13 protein-coding genes are annotated in these 17,492 nt (G+C 47.6%); 4 read left to right on the top strand and 9 right to left on the bottom strand.

Translation table 11 applies throughout. The annotated features are described in order from the left end of the window. Positions 1–198: 198 nt before the first annotated feature. Both ACESPU_RS19990 and ACESPU_RS19985 read left to right on the top strand, forming a co-directional pair. Positions 199–2,037, top strand: a complete 1,839-nt coding sequence (locus tag ACESPU_RS19990) for a right-handed parallel beta-helix repeat-containing protein (RefSeq protein ID WP_373133618.1) — start codon at positions 199–201, stop codon at positions 2,035–2,037. Further along, positions 2,027–2,812, top strand: a complete 786-nt coding sequence (locus ACESPU_RS19985) for a phosphatase PAP2 family protein (protein ID WP_158532926.1) — start codon at positions 2,027–2,029, stop codon at positions 2,810–2,812. The genes ACESPU_RS19990 and ACESPU_RS19985 overlap by 11 nt, the downstream gene beginning before the upstream one ends. A 29-nt stretch (positions 2,813–2,841) precedes the next feature. Here ACESPU_RS19985 and ACESPU_RS19980 read toward each other — a convergent pair whose 3' ends face one another. Beyond that, positions 2,842–4,359 carry a GH3 auxin-responsive promoter family protein gene (locus ACESPU_RS19980; RefSeq protein WP_044544574.1) on the bottom strand — a complete coding sequence of 506 codons (1,518 nt, stop codon included), beginning with the start codon at positions 4,357–4,359 and terminating at the stop codon, positions 2,842–2,844. Between the two features lie 80 nt (positions 4,360–4,439). Between ACESPU_RS19980 and ACESPU_RS19975 the strand changes: the two genes are divergently transcribed. After that, positions 4,440–5,453 (top strand): ATP-dependent 6-phosphofructokinase, encoded by a 1,014-nt coding sequence (locus tag ACESPU_RS19975; RefSeq protein WP_005864022.1) that lies wholly within the window; start codon positions 4,440–4,442, stop codon positions 5,451–5,453. A 64-nt stretch (positions 5,454–5,517) separates the two neighbouring features. Here the strand turns inward: ACESPU_RS19975 and ACESPU_RS19970 are convergent, their stop codons facing one another. The 4 genes from ACESPU_RS19970 to ACESPU_RS19955 form a co-directional block, all read right to left on the bottom strand. Further along, entirely contained in the window at positions 5,518–8,112 is a 2,595-nt protein-coding gene (locus ACESPU_RS19970; protein ID WP_122382917.1) for a T9SS type A sorting domain-containing protein, read from the bottom strand. Positions 8,113–8,193: 81 nt separating this feature from the next. Beyond that, the gene (gene rnc, locus ACESPU_RS19965; RefSeq protein WP_005860695.1) at positions 8,194–9,036 is read right to left on the bottom strand and encodes a ribonuclease III; all 843 of its coding nucleotides are present in this window, start codon (positions 9,034–9,036) and stop codon (positions 8,194–8,196) included. Between the two features lies 1 nt (position 9,037). Beyond that, complete coding sequence (gene fabF / locus ACESPU_RS19960) at positions 9,038–10,303, bottom strand: beta-ketoacyl-ACP synthase II (protein ID WP_005860697.1); 1,266 nt, start codon at positions 10,301–10,303, stop codon at positions 9,038–9,040. A gap of 21 nt (positions 10,304–10,324) precedes the next feature. Then, positions 10,325–10,561, bottom strand: a complete 237-nt coding sequence (locus ACESPU_RS19955) for an acyl carrier protein (protein WP_005639879.1) — start codon at positions 10,559–10,561, stop codon at positions 10,325–10,327. 154 nt (positions 10,562–10,715) lie between these two features. Here ACESPU_RS19955 and ACESPU_RS19950 point away from each other — a divergent pair, with 154 nt between their 5' ends. Further along, complete coding sequence (locus tag ACESPU_RS19950; RefSeq protein ID WP_122379006.1) at positions 10,716–11,276, top strand: phosphoribosylglycinamide formyltransferase; 561 nt, start codon at positions 10,716–10,718, stop codon at positions 11,274–11,276. A gap of 13 nt (positions 11,277–11,289) precedes the next feature. Here ACESPU_RS19950 and pdxB read toward each other — a convergent pair whose 3' ends face one another. The 4 genes from pdxB to ACESPU_RS19930 form a co-directional block, all read right to left on the bottom strand. Further along, the gene (pdxB, locus tag ACESPU_RS19945) at positions 11,290–12,399 is read right to left on the bottom strand and encodes a 4-phosphoerythronate dehydrogenase PdxB (protein WP_373133616.1); all 1,110 of its coding nucleotides are present in this window, start codon (positions 12,397–12,399) and stop codon (positions 11,290–11,292) included. Between the two features lie 315 nt (positions 12,400–12,714). Beyond that, positions 12,715–13,914: an MFS transporter gene (locus ACESPU_RS19940; protein ID WP_158532925.1), complete on the bottom strand. Its 1,200-nt coding sequence runs from the start codon at positions 13,912–13,914 to the stop codon at positions 12,715–12,717. Between the two features lie 71 nt (positions 13,915–13,985). Continuing rightward, a complete protein-coding gene (locus ACESPU_RS19935; RefSeq protein WP_272057257.1) occupies positions 13,986–16,511 on the bottom strand; it encodes a carboxypeptidase-like regulatory domain-containing protein in 2,526 nt (841 codons plus the stop codon). Beyond that, complete coding sequence (locus tag ACESPU_RS19930) at positions 16,508–17,386, bottom strand: GLPGLI family protein (RefSeq protein ID WP_122379002.1); 879 nt, start codon at positions 17,384–17,386, stop codon at positions 16,508–16,510. Before ACESPU_RS19930 ends, ACESPU_RS19935 begins: the two co-directional genes overlap by 4 nt. Positions 17,387–17,492 lie beyond the last annotated feature (106 nt).

The raw sequence follows: 17,492 nt of genomic DNA, 5'->3' as shown, positions 1-17,492 counted from the left end.
ATGCTCATGTTTTTTGCGCATAATAATTACACATTTTATTGTTATTGAATGTGTCTACCTATATCAGCATAAGACAAACTCAGGCTGCTATTATAGGAGATTCGTGATAGGATTCATGAGACGGAAAGTTATTGTCTGTTTTTAGTGCGCTTACCCTGTAAAATACATACCTTCGCGGATATATTTAATTGATTTTCTATGAAATGGTATCTATGGGGGGCAGTTGTCCTGCTTTATTCCCTGTTTGGAAGCGCTTGTTCTACGGAACGGAGGTATGATTTGTCGGCTTATGGTTTATCCCCGGTCGAGAATGTGGATAATGCGCCCGCTATGGCGAGGGCATTGGAGCAGATACGGGAGAAATGCGAGGAAAACCAGACCATTGTGGTGACCTTGCCTAAGGGCCGCTATGAGTTTTATCCCGATAGCGCGGCAGAGCGTGTCTATTTCATCTCGAATCATGATCAAATGAATCCGAAGAAAGTAGGCTTGCCTTTCGAGGGGATGAAGAATATGGTGTTCGACGGGCAAGGCTCGGAGTTAATCTTCCACGGCAGGATGTTGCCGGTCTCTTTGCTGGATTCGAGGAATTGTGTCTTGAAAAACTTTAGTATAGACTTCAAGCACCCTCAGATTTCACAGGTAAGAGTGGTGGAGAACGATACGGTGAATGGTGGGATCACTTTCGAGGTGGCTCCGTGGGTACACTATGAGATACGGGATAGCGTGTTTGTAGCGAAGGGAGAAGGCTGGGAGTTGACTCCCGGTTCCGGTATCGCCTTCGAGGGAGATACACGTCATTTGGTGTATAATACAAGCGATATCCCGGTAGGCGTGCGGGGCTTGATCGAGGTTTCTCCAAGGCTGATAAAGTCTCCCCGTTGGAAAGACAGCCGTTTGGTGCCCGGTACGGTGATCGCCATGCGTTCTTGGGAACGTCCGGCTCCCGGTGTCTTCCTGTATCATGACGTGAATACGACTCTGGAGAATATCAAGGTTCATTATGCCGAGGGAATGGGCCTCTTGGCGCAAGTGAGCGAGAATATCACGCTGGATGGTTTCTCCGTTTGCTTGAAAGGGGCGGACGATCCGCGGTATTTCACGACACAGGCGGACGCTACCCATTTCTCGGCCTGCAAGGGAGCGATCATCTCCAAGAATGGCTTGTACGAAGGGATGATGGACGACGCTATCAATGTGCATGGAACTTACCTGAAAGTGGTGAGACGAGTGAATGACTCGACCTTGGTAGGCCGGTATATGCACCCGCAATCGTATGGTTTCGAATGGGGAAGGGTAGGGGATTCCGTGCAGTTCATCCATTCGAGCACCATGGAATTGATAGGGGCGAGAAACCGGATTACCGCTATCAAGGCAGTTGATCAACCGGATTACCGAGGGGCGAAGGAGTTCGAGATCCGGTTTGAGAATACGGTGAATCCTTCGATCCATGAGGGAAGCGGCTTCGGCATAGAGAATCTGGAGTGGACGCCGACGGTCCTATTCTCGGATAACGTGATCCGGAATAACCGTGCCCGTGGTTCCTTGTTCAGCACGCCTCGGCAAACGGTCGTAGAGAATAATGTTTTCGATCATACCTCGGGGACGGCGATCCTGCTGTGCGGTGATTGCAACGGCTGGTTCGAGACCGGCGCTTGCCGGAACGTGTTGATCCGTAAGAATAAGTTCATCAACTCCTTGACGAATATGTTCCAATTTACGAACGCTATTATCTCTATTTATCCCGAAATCCCGGATTTAGCGTCGCAAAGGAAATATTTCCATAGTGATATCGTGATCGACGCGAACGAGTTTATTACGTTCGATAGGCCATTGGTATACGCCAAGTCCGTGGACGGGTTGGTCTTCACGAATAATATTGTCAAACAAAATAAGGAATACCCAGCCTTCCATTGGAATAACCATCGTTTCTATTTCCAGCGGGTGATCCACTCGAAAATAGAGAACAACTATTTTGATGAAGGGTTTATCCGGGAGAGGGATGTCTTAGAGGAAAATAACGGATATGATATATAGGAAATTAATCGTCTTGGTAAGCCTTTTGATAGGCTTCGTAAACATTGCGTTCGCCGGCGTTGGTGATCTCGATACGTTAAACGTACGTTCTCAAGCCCCTGTCAAGGAGAGAATGCCTGTCGTCGCCTATAAGTTTAACCCGAAAAGCTTGATTCTTCCGGCCTCATTGATAACGGTGGGAGCCGTAGGCACGGCGATTGACGGGATGAATGACTTTCACCTGTTTTCCCGGAAAGATTCCGTGAAGCAAATCCATATCGACAATTACTTGGAGTGGGGAATGCTCGGTTGGGTATTTGTCTGCGACCTTATGGGAAAAGAGAAGCATAACTGGGTGGAGCAACTTTGCTTGGTCGCTTTAGCGGAAGGGATGAACGGATTGATGGTGCATGGGCTGAAGAACTGGGTAAACGAGCCTCGCCCGGACGGGGCGCCTTATTCGTTTCCGTCCGGACATACCTCGAATGCTTTCTTAGGGGCGCATATGGCTTATAAGGAATTTAAGGATAGCTCGCCTATACTCGCTTACTCGGGTTATGCGATAGCGGCGTTCGTGGCGGGTTCCCGCTTATACAATAACAGGCATTGGGTGGCGGATGTAGTAGCCGGCGCGGGTTTCGGGATCTTGTCGGTAGAGTTATCGTATCTGATCTATTTCCCGATTCGTAACGCTATCGCCCGGCGGATCAATCGAAATGTGAAGAACTGCCCGATCGTGGCCGCTCCGGTATTCAGTTCGAATATGGCGGGATTCTATCTGACTTATCAATTTTAATGCGTCTTATGAATAAAGCGCATACCGGCTTATAGAGACTGGTTGATGCGCAAAAGCTCCTCTATATGCGTGCGGTCGTTGCTGAGGCGTGGGATCTTGTGCTGCCCGCCTAATTTGCCTTTCTGCTTGAGCCATTCATAGAAAGCACCGTCGTGGGCGATAACGATTTCCAGCGGTTGAAGGGAGATCTCTTTATACCGCTTCGCCTCATAGTCCGAGTTCAGCTTTTGTAAGTTCAGATCTAATAAAGTGGCGAATTCATCGAGAGATTCCGGTTTCTTGTCAAACTCGATAAACCATTGGTGCCGTCCTTTTGCCTTATCCAGCATAAAGAGTGGGGCGGCGGTATATTCTTTTACTTTCGCCCCGGTTCGTAGGCAAGTCATGGCGATCGCCTTATCAGCGTTATCCACCATTAGCTCCTCGCCGAAGGCGTTGATAAAGTGCTTGGTACGTCCGGAGATAACGAATTTATGAGGGAATAACGAGGTGAAACGTACCGTATCCCCGATCTGATAGCGCCATAATCCTCCCGAGGTCGTGATCACCATCGCATAGTTTTTCCCGGTCTCTACCGATTCCAGCGGTAACACGGTCGGATGGGCGCTACCCACCTCGTTCATCGGGATGAACTCATAGAAAATACCGTAATCCGGCATCATAAGCAAACTGGAGTCCGTAGGATCGTCCTGCAGCCCAAAGAAGCCCTCGGATGCGTTATAGGTCTCCATATAATGCATCTTATTCGATGGAATCAAGGTTTTATATTGCTCCCGGTAAGGCTCGAAACTGATTCCCCCATGGAAGAAGACCTCCAGATTAGGCCATACGTCCGTAAGATATTCCCTACCCGTTTTTTTCAATACGGCCTTGATCAATACCAACATCCAAGAAGGAACACCGGATAGGCTGTTTACATCCTTATTCCAAGTGTTCTCCACGATCGCCTTGATCTTGCTTTCCCATTCATCCATTAGGATAATGGGTTTCTTGGGGACGCGTATTAAATTGACGAGCGGATTGAGATTTTGAAGTAATACGGCGGATAAGTCGCCTTGATGAGCCTCGGAGTTTAGCGGGGAAGGGCTATGGCTACCGCCTAATATCAAGCCTTTCTTGGAGAAGAAACGGCTTTCTGGGTTGTTCCGCAGATAGATGGCTACGCAATCAAAGCCGCCTTTATAGTGGCAACCCTTTAATATCTCGGGGGTGACGGGCAGGAATTTACTTTTGTCGTTCGTGGTCCCGCTACTCTTAGCGTACCACCGCACCACCGAAGGCCAGAGAATATTCCTTTCTCCGTTTATCATTCGGGTGACATACGGCTTTATCTCGTCATAAGTCTGTAAGGGAAGGCGTTGGCAGAAGTCAGAATAAGAGCGAATGCTTTTATAATCATATTTGAGTCCCCATTCCGTCTTGCGTGCCGTCGAAAGCAGAGCATGCAGCTGTTTGTGCTGGATATGGTCTATATCCTGCCCAAATCGTCCGATCTCCGTTTGTCGATGGCGGAAAAGGAGCGAAATCGTCTGTGTTAAAATATCCATGCTCTTTTTATTTGTTCGAGTGCAAATGTAGGCATTCTCTTTTTATTTATATCTTTGCTAGGTACTAAATTAACGTTACGATGAAAATAGGGATTCTCTCATCGGGTGGCGATTGCCCCGGTATCAACGCTACGATCCGTGGTGTTGGCAAGACCGCTATCATGCATTACGGCATGGAAGTGATAGGTATTCATAGCGGTTTTATAGGTCTTTTGAATAAAGACGTCCAAGTTTTCGATGAACGGAGCTTATCCGGCATATTAAATTTAGGGGGAACCATTTTAGGAACGTCCAGAGAGAAGCCTTTCCGTAAGCTCTTGGCCTCGGGAGATTCGGAAAAGCCGGAGATCATTAAGAAAAATTATGAGGAGCTGGGGCTGGACTGCTTGGTTTGTATCGGAGGAAACGGTACGCAGAAGACGGCCAATCTGTTATCTCAGATCGGATTGAACGTGATAGGCGTTCCCAAGACAATCGATAATGACATATGGGGTACGGATATTACGTTCGGTTTTAATACCGCCGTGAATATCGCCACGGAATCTATAGACCGTCTTCATTCTACGGCTAGTTCACATAAGCGGGTGATGGTCGTGGAGGTGATGGGCCATCATGCCGGATGGATCGCCTTGTATGCCGGGATGGCTGGAGGTGCCGACGTGATCTTACTTCCAGAATTGGGATACGATATCGATAAGGTGAACGAGGCGATCTTGGATCGGGCTCGCAGGGGCAAACCTTATTCCATCGTTGTAGTAGCCGAGGGTATCGAGACTCCGGATAAAAAGCGTCCTTCTGATTATATTACCCGGGCTATCGAGGCGGGAACGGGTATCGAGACCCGGGATACCGTATTGGGATACACCCAACGGGGTGGAAACCCCTCTCCGTTCGACCGTAACCTTGCGACTCGTTTGGGAGGCCATGCCACGGAACTGATCGCTAATGGTGAATTCGGACGTATGGTTTGTATGAAAGGAGATAGGGTAGAATCCATTCCCTTGTTAGAAGTAGCGGGAAAACTAAAATTAGTGACACCGGATCATGATTTGATCGTACAAGGAAAACGGATGGGGGTAACATTCGGGAAATAAGATAAAAAAGGTTGTGTGTCAGAGAACGCACAACCTTTTTTACTTTATACTAGTAGGCGGCCGTTTATTTTTTAATACCTTGAACGGTTTGGCTTCCCTTTTCGGTAGTCAAGCGGAAGATATACATTCCAGTGGCAAAATCACCCGTGCTGAGACTGCTTCCCGGTTGCGGGACGCTACGTATCAACTTTCCATCGGCCCTGTAGATCTCAAGCGATTTCAGTTGTTGATAATTCTGGATCTGTACTTCATTCGAGAAGATACGTGGTTGAATATCTACTTCTTCGTCTGTTGGCTTCAGTTCGTTACCTACGCTCGTTTCCGGAATTACCGTAGCCGGGGCGCTCTCGTCGGTACCATAAAGTGCCGTTACTTGGAGCAGAGGGGTACTTGTTGTCAGATTTTTCACCGTATAATTCCGTTGAGAAACAGGTAATGTCGTCAGTTCTCGGGTATCTTGATATACCTTATAACCGGTCAGCTCCGGAAAAGCCGTGATCAACTCTGCTTCTTGCGCATCAGAGGCGATAGCCAGTTTCCGGAATGATAATCGGCCCGTTCTCATGGGTTGCGGTTTCTCCGAGAAAGTGCTCGTGGAGAATACGGAACTCGAGGGGAGCTCACCTTCTTCTGCGCTTATTACGATCGATAACACAACATTGGCATCTAGCTCATCATCTGAGAATGTTTCCCATTTTTTTCCGTCCAAAGAATATAAATTCCCTTTTCCGTCGACTGCGGGGCCTTTATCGGAGCATGCCGGATATGTGTTATTGGCATAGCTTATCACATGAATGGCTACCAGTAAATCCTGCTTCGCGTCGATTACGAATGGTGTTTTAAGTGTGACCGAATTTATTTTACCTGATTTCAGTTGAGTGAAACTCTCTTCATACTCCCGGTTTCCCTGTTTGATATAGACTCCATAAGTGACCCCTTCCAGTGGATAGAAATTAACCTTCCGGATCGTTTTTTTATGCACCGGTTGTAGATCTTTCGTATCCCATTTCTGAGCGAAATAGAATGGATCTCCTCCGAGACCGAACTGTTGATAACGATCTTGTGATCCCCAACCAGCTATTTTTTCGAGGACTGGGGCATTCCATGTCAGTTGAATCTCACCCGTGGAGATCTGTTTGTATTTCAAATCAGTCGGACCTTCATACTCGTTTCCGATCGTTTTCCCATCCTGCGTCATTCCCTGCAACGAGGTGACGCCCGTTCCGAGTGGATCTAGCCAGACATCCATCCGGGCTGTATCATTATCACTGTATTTATTCCAGTGATAATACAATTTACCGTATAAATTCAATCCTTCGGGCAGTTCGCAACTGGAGCTTCCACCGCTCAGCGTACCTATAATCAAGCCTTTGCTATTAAATAAAGGCGAGCCGGAAGATCCTCCCTCGGTCACCCCGTGTCCGTTTAGCGTGGCATCGAAAGTCGCGTTCCAATGAGCGTTCGTGGCCCCGGTTTTCCCAACATCACTATTACGCCATGTAATCGATTCTGTCGGATAATTTCCATAGGTGGAGATTTTCATATAATCGCCGGAAGGATGATGGATGCCTACGCCCGAGAGTGAAAGCATATTTGAACGATCCCATCCGTTAAAGAATACATTATAATCGTCGGGGATCTCGTCGTTAAGCAACAGCAACAGTCCGTCGGAACCGTTTTCGACAGGGGTAGAGGCTTTCCGTGTACATCCTACCATGGTTTTTATCGGATAAATGGGTGACTCATTATCGCAGCCCACATGTTCTTGGTGGAAATAAAACAACCAGACCGCTAATTCCTCGGGAGTAACCGTCTGTTCGCCCAGTATATCTTGCGAACAATGGAAGGCGGATAATACATAAGGCTTTTTGTCACGGGCCGTATTATTTACCAGAGAAGCCGTACAAATATAGCTTCCTCCTTCTCCCTCTTTATTACGGATGTATTGAATCATTTGTATCACCCCCTTCTTTTGCTCCTGCCAATCGGCTCCCTCCTCGCAATTGATATTCACTTCGCAAGCTTCTGAAAAGCCAGCTCCCGGCGCTTCCTGTACTTCTGGCATGATCGCTTCAAGATGATTATACCCGTAACCGACCTCCCGGATGCGTAGTCGAGGTGTCTCGCCGGATGGTGCAGGTACATATTCGAGGATCACCTCATCGCCTGCTACGGCTTGGGTTGCGAACGGTCCGTTTTCAGGATGCGTACGATGCGTATAGGCACCCAATACTTGGGTTTTCGCTGCGTTATACAGGTATAACCGGGCACCTTTGGGTATATAAAAATCGGAGTAATACAGGATCAAGGCGATCGCTCCTTTCGCTTGAAGGTGAAGTTGCCATATTTGGCTACCGTCGGGTAGTGAAATCCAATCGCCGCTATCGGCGATGTCGAAGCTGGTTGGGATCGACTTGGCTACACGCAACGGAGCGCCTTGGCTGACCCTCCACGCATCGACCGTCTTGAGGTCTTCCACACTGAAATTCACAGGAACTTGTTCTGCTAGCTTTTCACTTCGAAGTGAACCTGCGAATTGAAAGCTGGGGGGGAGTCCTCCTTCGCTGATCTGCGCCAACGAACTTGAAATCGAGAAATAGCCGATATATAATATGCCGGTTATTAATATTCGGAGAAATTTACTGTACTGTTTTTTCATACATACAACTTTATATGAGCTTATTCTTATATAACTAAGAACTTGGGTATATCAAACGATATACCCAAGTTCTGCTATTTATCATACAGTTTCTTCCTCTGGGAGGTCAGAAAACTCTTTTTCATCGGTTAGTTCACCAGTCTTCTTTTTCTTTGTGGCAGAGATACGTTGCTGGAGTTCTTTGTCTGTCCGCAATCTTTTGACCGCCATTTTAGAAGCCGCTTGCTGGGATTCTTTTTTGGAGTAACCGATACCTATGCCAATTTGCTCGCCGAGCAATTTAATTGCGCTTTGGAATACAGGATTTCCATCATGATCCGTAAAAGACTCTATTAGATCGAACGAGATCGATATTTTGTTCTTTTGGCTCCATTCAATCAAGTTTGACTTGAAATTTATCTCTTTCCGGACGAGCGTATCTACATCGATATACTTTTCTATCATCACGTCACGGATAAACTTATAACAAACGTCATAACCTTGATCCAGATAAATAGCGCCGATCAAAGCCTCGAGCGCATTACCATACATATGATTGTTATGAGAGTTTATCTTGGTTGAATAGACTACCATTTGATCGAGGCCGAGTTGTACGGCGACCTTATTCATCGTTTCCCGTTGTACGATCTTGGAGCGTGTGTTTGTCAAAAAGCCTTCCCGCTTATTCGGGTAGCGCTTATAGACAATATCGGCGACCGCCGCATCCAAAATGCCATCTCCTAAAAATTCAAGACGCTCATTGTTAAGCCATTTACCATCACCCGTCTCTACCGATGATGATTTATGCAACAAGGCCTGCTCGTAAATCTGGAGATTATCCGGATAAAAACCTAGAATCTTTGATAAAGACAAATAAGGCTCCCTACCTTTATTATGCAGGAGCCTTATTCTTTTATGTAGCTGTTTGTATAGCTTTCTAAACACGTTATTTCACGAATTTTTTAACAATGGCGCAAGCGTTGTGTCCACCGAAACCAAACGTATTCGATAAAGCGGCTTTCACTTCTCTCTTTTGAGCCTTATTGAATGTGAAATTCAGTTTATAATCTATTTCAGGATCATCATCGCCTTCCGCATGGTTAATGGTCGGCGGGATAATACCATCGTTTATAGCCATAATACACAGGATCGCCTCTACCGCTCCGGCAGCACCAAGCAAGTGACCGGTCATTGACTTTGTGGAACTGATATTCAGTTGATAAGCATGTTCTCCGAACACATCTTTGATCGCCTTAACCTCTGAGATATCGCCTACGGGAGTCGATGTTCCATGAACATTGATGTAATCAATATCTTCCGGAGTCATTCCCGCGTCTTCCAATGCGTTGCGCATAACCAGCTTCGCTCCTAAACCATCCGGATGAGAAGCGGTCAAGTGATAAGCATCGGCAGACATTCCGGTTCCTGCGATCTCGCAATATATTTTAGCGCCACGAGCCAATGCGTGCTCCATTTCTTCCAATACCAAGCAAGCTCCACCTTCACCCATCACGAATCCGTCACGGCTAGCGCTGAACGGGCGAGATGCGGTCTCGGGAGAATCGTTACGTGTCGATAACGCGTTCATGGAGTTGAATCCACCTACACCCGATTCAGAAACAGCAGCTTCCGCTCCACCGGTGATGATGACGTTAGCCTTGCCTAAACGGATATAATTGAATGCGTCACTGATAGCGTTTGTAGAAGATGCACAAGCTGAGACGGTCGCAAAGTTCGGGCCGTGGAATCCATAAAGCATGGAAATATGTCCAGCCGCGATATCCGAGATCATTTTCGGGATGAAGAACGGGTTAAACTTCGGACCGATCGTATCCTTGATCTTCGCATAACTCAATACTTCCTCGTCAAATGTCTTGATACCACCGATACCTGAAGCGAAAATAACGCCGATACGGTTCTTATCTTCGTTATCCAAGTCCATTGCCGCGTCCTCGATCGCTTGTTTCGCCGCGTCGATCGCAAATAAGCTATAACGATCACACTTGCGGGCCTCCTTACGATCCATAACTTTCAACGGATCGAAGCCTTTAACTTCGCATGCAAATTGTGTCTTGAATTTGGATGCATCAAACTGAGTAATAGGTCCAGCGCCACTTTTTCCATTGATAATACCTTCCCATGTTTCGGGGAGGGTATTACCAAGAGGAGTAATAGCTCCAAGACCTGTTACTACAACTCTTTTTAATTCCATACCTTTAGTTAAAAGGATTGATTACTTCGCGTTAGCCTCGATGTAAGCGATAGCGTCACCTACAGTTGTAATCTTTTCTGCTTGATCGTCAGGAATTGAGATACCGAATTCTTTTTCGAACTCCATAATCAATTCTACAGTGTCAAGAGAGTCTGCTCCTAAATCGTTAGTAAAGCTTGCTTCGTTTGTAACTTCTGTTTCTTCAACACTTAACTTGTCAACGATGATAGCTTTTACTCTTTCAGCAACTTCAGACATAACTTTTTCAATTTAGATTAATAAATACGAATATACTTTTTAAATTTGCAGTGCAAAGAAAAGAATTTTTTATGTTACAAAGCAAATTTAATAAGCTAAAAATGCGGAAAACTGCACATTTTTTCTTTTCTTGTGCATTTAAACATCTGAAAATATGAAAAACATAGCGATTTTTGCTTCCGGATCTGGTACGAATGCCGAGAACATCACCCGATATTTTGCTAACAGTGAAAACGTTAATGTTGCGGTTGTTTTATCAAATAACCGTAATGTTGGCGTGCATGGACGGGTAAACAAGTTGGGCGTTCCTTCTTTCGTGTTTTCACGGGAGGAATTTATTGCCGGTGTGCCGATCTTGAAAAAGTTGGCGGAATATGATGTCTGCCTTATCGTGTTGGCCGGTTTTATGAATAAGATCTCAGACGTTATTCTTCAGGCTTTTCCCGGTAAGATCGTGAACATCCATCCCGCGTTACTCCCTAAATATGGCGGCAAGGGGATGTATGGCATGCATGTGCATGAGGCGGTCGTGAAGGCTGGTGAGCGGGAGTCGGGTATTACTATACATTATATTAATGAGCATTATGATGAGGGCGCTATCATCTTCCAGGCTTCTTGTCCGGTATTACCTTCGGATACGCCGGAGGAGGTAGCCTCGAAAGTGCATGCCCTGGAGTATGCGCATTATCCTCATGTGATCGAAAGTTTATTGTAAGGCTTTTTTGTCATTAGCCTACTTGAAAACCTAGTTTCTGGAGTACGGCGAATTCTTCCGGGTCAGCTTTGATCGCTTGGTAAGCATGGAACTCACGGGGATGGTCATACGCTGTCCTAAATCGCTCGAAATGATGAGGATTCGCTCTTAGTGCTTGGTCGATTACTTCTGGGTTGAAACTTCTCAAGATGGCTTCTTCCACCCGGTGCTCCTTGAATTGTCCCAAGTCGATGAACGGGTTGGTTGGGGCAGGCGGAATGACTTCCTTGATCTTTTCGATACGGATACCGAAAAAGCATCCTATATTCTCCAAGCACATTCGTGTCCCGTTCGCCTTCCCGTCGGCGGAGAAACCGGCTATATGAGGAGTGGCGATCGTGGCTTCCGACAGTAATTCCCGGTCGATATCCGGTTCGTTCTCCCAGCAATCGATGATCAGTTCGCTGACCTTGCCGGTTCGTTTGGCCTGCAATAAGGCCTGCATATCATGTACGGCACCCCGGCAACTGTTGATAAACCATGGTTTTCGTTCCAATTTGTCGAAAAAAGCAGGATCGGCGAGATGGCGGGTGGCGAAACGTCCCTCTTTGGTCAACGGCACATGCAAGGTTATGATATCCGCCTCTTTCGCGATCGTGTCCAAGGATACGAATCCATCCTCACCTTCCTGCTCGGCACGGGGCGGGTCATTGCGAAGCACACGCATCCCCATGGCCTCGCATAGCATCTCCACGATACTCCCTACATGGCCTACGCCAACGATACCGATAGTCTTCCCTGCTAGTCTCTCTCCTTTGCGGAGGGCGACGGCTACCAAAGAGGATAATACATATTGCCCCACGGAAGCGGCGTTGCAACCCGGGGCGTTCTTCCACGTGATCCCTGCCTTCTCGCAATAATGGATATCGATATGGTCGTACCCGATCGTAGCTGTCGTGATGAGGCGAACCCGGCTACCTTCCAATAGCTCGCGTGTACATTTATCTATGCTACGTACGATCAAGGCATCCGCGTCTTTTATGTTCGTGGGCGTAAACTCTTTGGAGTCAAGGTAGGATACGTCCGCTATCGGCTCCAAGATCCCTTTTAGGTAAGGAACCGTGTTATCTGCTATTATTTTCATCTTATCAGCTTGATTATCGTTACGCGATATTAAGTAAAAAACAGGGGATATACAAGTGATGATGGCTTCTTGTCGATTTCTATTTGTGCTTTTGTTCTCAGCCGAAAGATTCGGGAAAACACGTACGAGTTTCATCCAAAACACGTACGACTTTTTGAAAAAACATGTACGTGTTTTGACGGAAAGATTCTCGTGTTTTTTTGACACTGATTCTTAGCTTCTTACGTGCGCAGCTCATGAGTAGGCTTATTGTATGGAATTAAAGCTTCTCGGCTTAACTAAAACGGATAGATTAATGGAAGAGCCGTGCAGTACTTATCTCAGCTTGTACCGATTGAAATGAGGCCCTGCCTTGAACAAGAAGAAAAACGTAGACAATACCGTAAGGCAAGCGCCAGACAAGTAGGCGTAGTTGAAGCCACCCAGCTCTTGTGCGATGCTGCCCCCGGCCATCAACCCGATACCGATACCTACATCCCAACTCGTTAGATATGTAGAAGTGGCCGTACCCCGCTGGTTATTGGGTGCCAGATTCACGAAAAGCGTGTTGAAAGCAGGGAACATGGTTCCGAACGCCACGCCTTGCGAGAGGGCTATACCTATGTAGAGATAAGAGGAAAATACCGGATTCCAATGCATCAACTCCTTGAGTGCCGCGAGAAGAAAGAATGTGGCCGCCGCCAAATACATCCCGAGGGAGATAACAAGCGTGATCCGTCCTTTATCCACTTGCCGTCCGGAGAACAGGCGGGAGACGGCTAGTCCCAGGGCCATAAAGGTGAAATAAAGTCCGGAGTTTACGCTGATCCCGATCTCAGCGGCGTACATCGCTACATAAGTGGTAGTCATACCATAAGGAATGGAGAGTAATAATAGGGAGATACCCGCCCAAGTTCCCTTCACCAAGAAAAAGCGGTCTAGGGAGATCGGTTCTCGTTTGACCGGTTGCTTATAAGGAGTCTTGACCATATAGGCCATGATAAAACCAAGGCTTCCGGATAGCAACGAGCAGGAAAAGATCACGTCGTATGTGAAGTTCCCTTGCATGAACAGACCGATCATCGGGCCGAAACTCATAGCGATGTTATTGGCTAGGCCGTAATAGCCAATACCTTCCCCACGGCGGGAGGAGGGCAAGATATCGATCAGTATCGTATTTCCGGCCACCGTCACCATGCCAAAGGCGAAACCGTGTACGACGCGTAAGGCGATAAAGAGGGTAAGCGCCGTGGCTACCATGTATCCGCCAAATATGGCGGTGAAAATGAAATAAGCCACCAGATATAAGGGACGGCGGGCGAAAGTATCCAGTAAATATCCGGCGAACGGACGGATACAGAGCGCCGCTAGCGTATAGCACGACAAGATAAACCCGATCATAGACTTCCCGATCATGAATTCTTCCTTCAGATAAAAAGGCAAGATCGGCAGGATTAGATAGAAAGCGAAAAAAAGCAGGAAATTCGCCGCTAGTATATAGCAAAAGCTGGGTGTGACGATCTTATCATTATTCATAAAGCCGCTTATTTATCAAGACGCAAAATTAGTTGATTTTTCACAATAGTATCCCCTAAACGACCTAATAATTATAAACGGTAGCGGATCGCTACCAGAAACTCCCGGGGACGGATACGTACCCATGAGGTATAGCTTTCCAACGATGCGTATCGTGTGTATGCGTAGGTACGTTTGTCGAACAGGTTTGTCGCCGTGGCGGTGATTTGCCAACGCCCGGATTTCCATGAGACCGAGAAGTCCGCGAAAACGGCGTTGACGGATTGGTCTTCATTCACGTCATTGTGGTAATGATCTACGGAAAGACTTGCCTCTATGGGTGAGAAAATGTAGGAGAGTTGTACTTGTTGGATGACGTTCCATAAGGGCGCCAAACGGGTACGTTCTCCTATTTTACTTCCTCCGTACCGGATATCGGTTTGGTAACTGGTTTCCCAATGGCGGTTGGGAGTCCAGATCACTTTGGGCTCTAGGCGCATGAGGCGATATTGATAAGGAAGCCTTTGTCCCCCGCTGATTTGCTCGGCCTTGCTGATATTGAGGAGCGCCATGAGCGAGGTCTTTAGCCCTAGATCGTAAAAGCCTTTGGATAGCGTGCTTTTGACGGTATAGCCGGAACCGTGGTTGGACAGCGGTAAGGAGACTCGTTGTACCTGCCCGTTCTCTATACGTTGCTCGTATATACGATTGTACCACTCCCGGTTGTGTGTCAGGTTTACCGTGGCGAAGAATTCCCGTGCCGTACTCTTGTATTCCCCATAAACGGAATAAAGCTGTTGTCTGTAAACCGGGAGGATTCCGCAATTCCAGACGCTATTCCGGTAATCCGTTTGATAAGGCCGGTCGTATAAGTCGGTCATCTCTCCGTATCTTTCCTTATAGGAGGCGTGTACCGTGAAACGCCATGCGTAATTCAGTTTGTAGATAATGGACAGGGACGGATTAACCGAGATGCGGGAGAAACCGACCCCTGTATATCCGGTCCATCTGAGAGGGGCGCTGAGGGATAGGGTCCATTTATAGGTATTCCATTGGTAATCGGGTGAGAGATAAGTTTGCAGGCTTTTCTCGATATTGCTGATCTCCCCGTTTATGCCCACCGTATATCGCTGGGTGAGGGAACCGCTCTTTTTCAGGAATGAGAAGGAATTATCGGTATAAAAGTCGCGTAAGTTCATCGGATAAGGGTGGTTATCCAAGCGAAGATCGGCCGCGTTGCTGTGGTAACGGAGCAAAGACTGGACTTCCAACGTGTATTTGTCCAAGCTCCACAGGCTCCGTAAATTATTACGCAAGTCGAGGTTCGGGGTTTTGATGCGTTGGTTCAATGCTGTACGGCCGGTGGAAGCCATGTTTCCGGTTATATGGGAAAGGCTGGATTGCCAATCTCCGGTGGCTGAGGACTGGTTCTTGAGATACCTTTCCTGCGAGTTGTTTTCCACTCCGATATTTAGGTTGGCTTGATCCGAGCGAATGCGGCTATCGCTTTGCTCCGTTAGATGAATCGTATCCTCGGATTGGTAATAAGTCGTCTCACTCCCCCTTTCCTGTGTTTGCCGGTCGTGGATATAACCGGCGTTTATACGGAGTTGGGTGTTCTCGTTCAGTTTATATAGGCGATTTGCGGATAGGCTGTGTATATGGTTGAACAGCCAGCGCTCTTTCTTTAGCGGGGCGGAGAATGAGGGCTGTAGCAGAAATTGGGGAACCTTGGGCTCGGATAAACGGGATTCGGGTGATTCGGTAAGCGTATTTTGCTCGTCCGATACATCCTGCCCGGTATTATTCCCTTTATATAGATAAGCGGATTGGCTGCTGCGGCTGATCTGCAAGGCGTCAGCGGCTCCTTTCCATAAGAACGGGGATGCGCCGAGACCGCCTTCGGCATTGATCAACCAGCGATCTCGGAATTCCGGTCTCAGCTTGAGGTTCAACGCTACGTCTTCGGTCTTGATCTTTCTCTGTAACACACGGATCGGTTGGTGGTTCTCCATCACTTGTATGTTCTGTACGGCGTCGGCTCGCAGGTTCTCGCTGATTTGCTTGTATTTCCCGTTGGTGAGATCCAGTCCCTCCACATAGAAATTACGGATCTCTTTCCCGTTGTAAGAGATCTTCCCCAGATCATCGATATCGATACCCGGAAGTTTCCGTAATACGTCCTTGATGGATTGATCCTTTGGGGAGAGAAAGCGAGTGACATCATAATTGATCGTATCTTGCCGCCCCCAGACACGTCCCGGACGGATTTCCACCTCCTTTAGGCTGAATACCTGCGGCTCCATCTCAAAACGAAGCGTTTGTCCGGCATGTACGGCTTGTTGCTGGGTTTGGTACCCTAAGAGCGAGACGGAGACGAGAAGTGAGTCCGTCCGCTTCGGTTGGGTGAGGGTAAAGGTCCCTTCATTATTACTTAACGTATAGTTGATAGGAAAGGAGACGTTGCCTCTGGTTAATTGCACGGTGGCCGCTTCTACCGGCAGTTGGCTTTCCCTGTCGATCACGATCCCTCGGATGACGGATTGGGCGGCCAATCCTGCCGGGCAGAGCAGCGTAAGTAAACAAAAAGTGTGTATATGCAGTATGATCCGTTTCATCTTTCTTCCCTTTCTATAGGGTTATACGGCATGTTCTTGGGTTGGTAAGGTTTTCCGTTATCGTCGGTGACGGTCACTTTCACCTGTGGCGAGGTCAAGGCGATGTATCCGATAGGATCGGCGGCATATCGTTCGTAAGCCTTTTGCAGGTTCTTGCGGCTGATCGGCTCGAAATCGTTTCCCCCGAAAAGGATCGGGTTCTTACCCCGGCTCAGTTTGATACCCGCGCAGATGAAAGTGTAATGTCCTTGGCTGTCTTGGGCTTTTAGGATCAGGCCCGGTAATCCGCATAATTTCCAAGGACCCTCGCTTTTCGGTATCTCCGGCGTGTACCAAGCCTCATAATGCCTGCCCTTGAAATGACATGTCGCTTTCCGGCAAGGATAGGACAGGATGGTCATCGTATCGGGCAGTAAGGTCCATTCCGGGCGCTCCTCCTTTTCCTCGCAGCGAAAGCGACTGGCGGCAAGGGCATCCAAGGTCGTGGTCTTTCCCGCCGGATAATTCTTGTAGACCTGTGCATTGGTCTTGGAGGAATATCGTTGCAGGTGTTCATTGATGACTTCTTGTGAGGCTCCGGCGGCTTTGTCGGCCTCTAGTACGGAATCGGTGAGGAATTTGGCGTAACTATAGTAAACGGAGCATTTATCCCCGACCTTCAGCATGAGGGTCTCTTCCTCTTTCTTGTCGGGTTGGAGCGTGTCCGGCATGGACGTGGTTTGGTATTGTACCGTGAAACGTGTCTCGTCGATGGGCTTGGCTCTTAGTACGTCGTTTAGGTTGAAGATGTTGATTGTCACTTGGGCGTTCGTCTCGTGTCCCGCCCCTGACAGACCTACGCAAAGCAGGCCGATTGTCGCTATGATTCGTTTCATGATCTGTTGGTTTTAGAAGTTATTTGTTGCGAATGTAAGAGAGGAACGTTCGCCGTAAGGAAGATTTTTATTACTGAAATATTACTCCGCTTATAAAAATGGCTAC

This window comes from Parabacteroides sp. 20_3, assembly GCF_964238835.1.
Lineage (GTDB): Bacteria > Bacteroidota > Bacteroidia > Bacteroidales > Tannerellaceae > Parabacteroides > Parabacteroides distasonis.
Note: the sequence above shows the minus strand (reverse complement) of the source record. Positions and strands in the feature narration are given on the sequence as shown.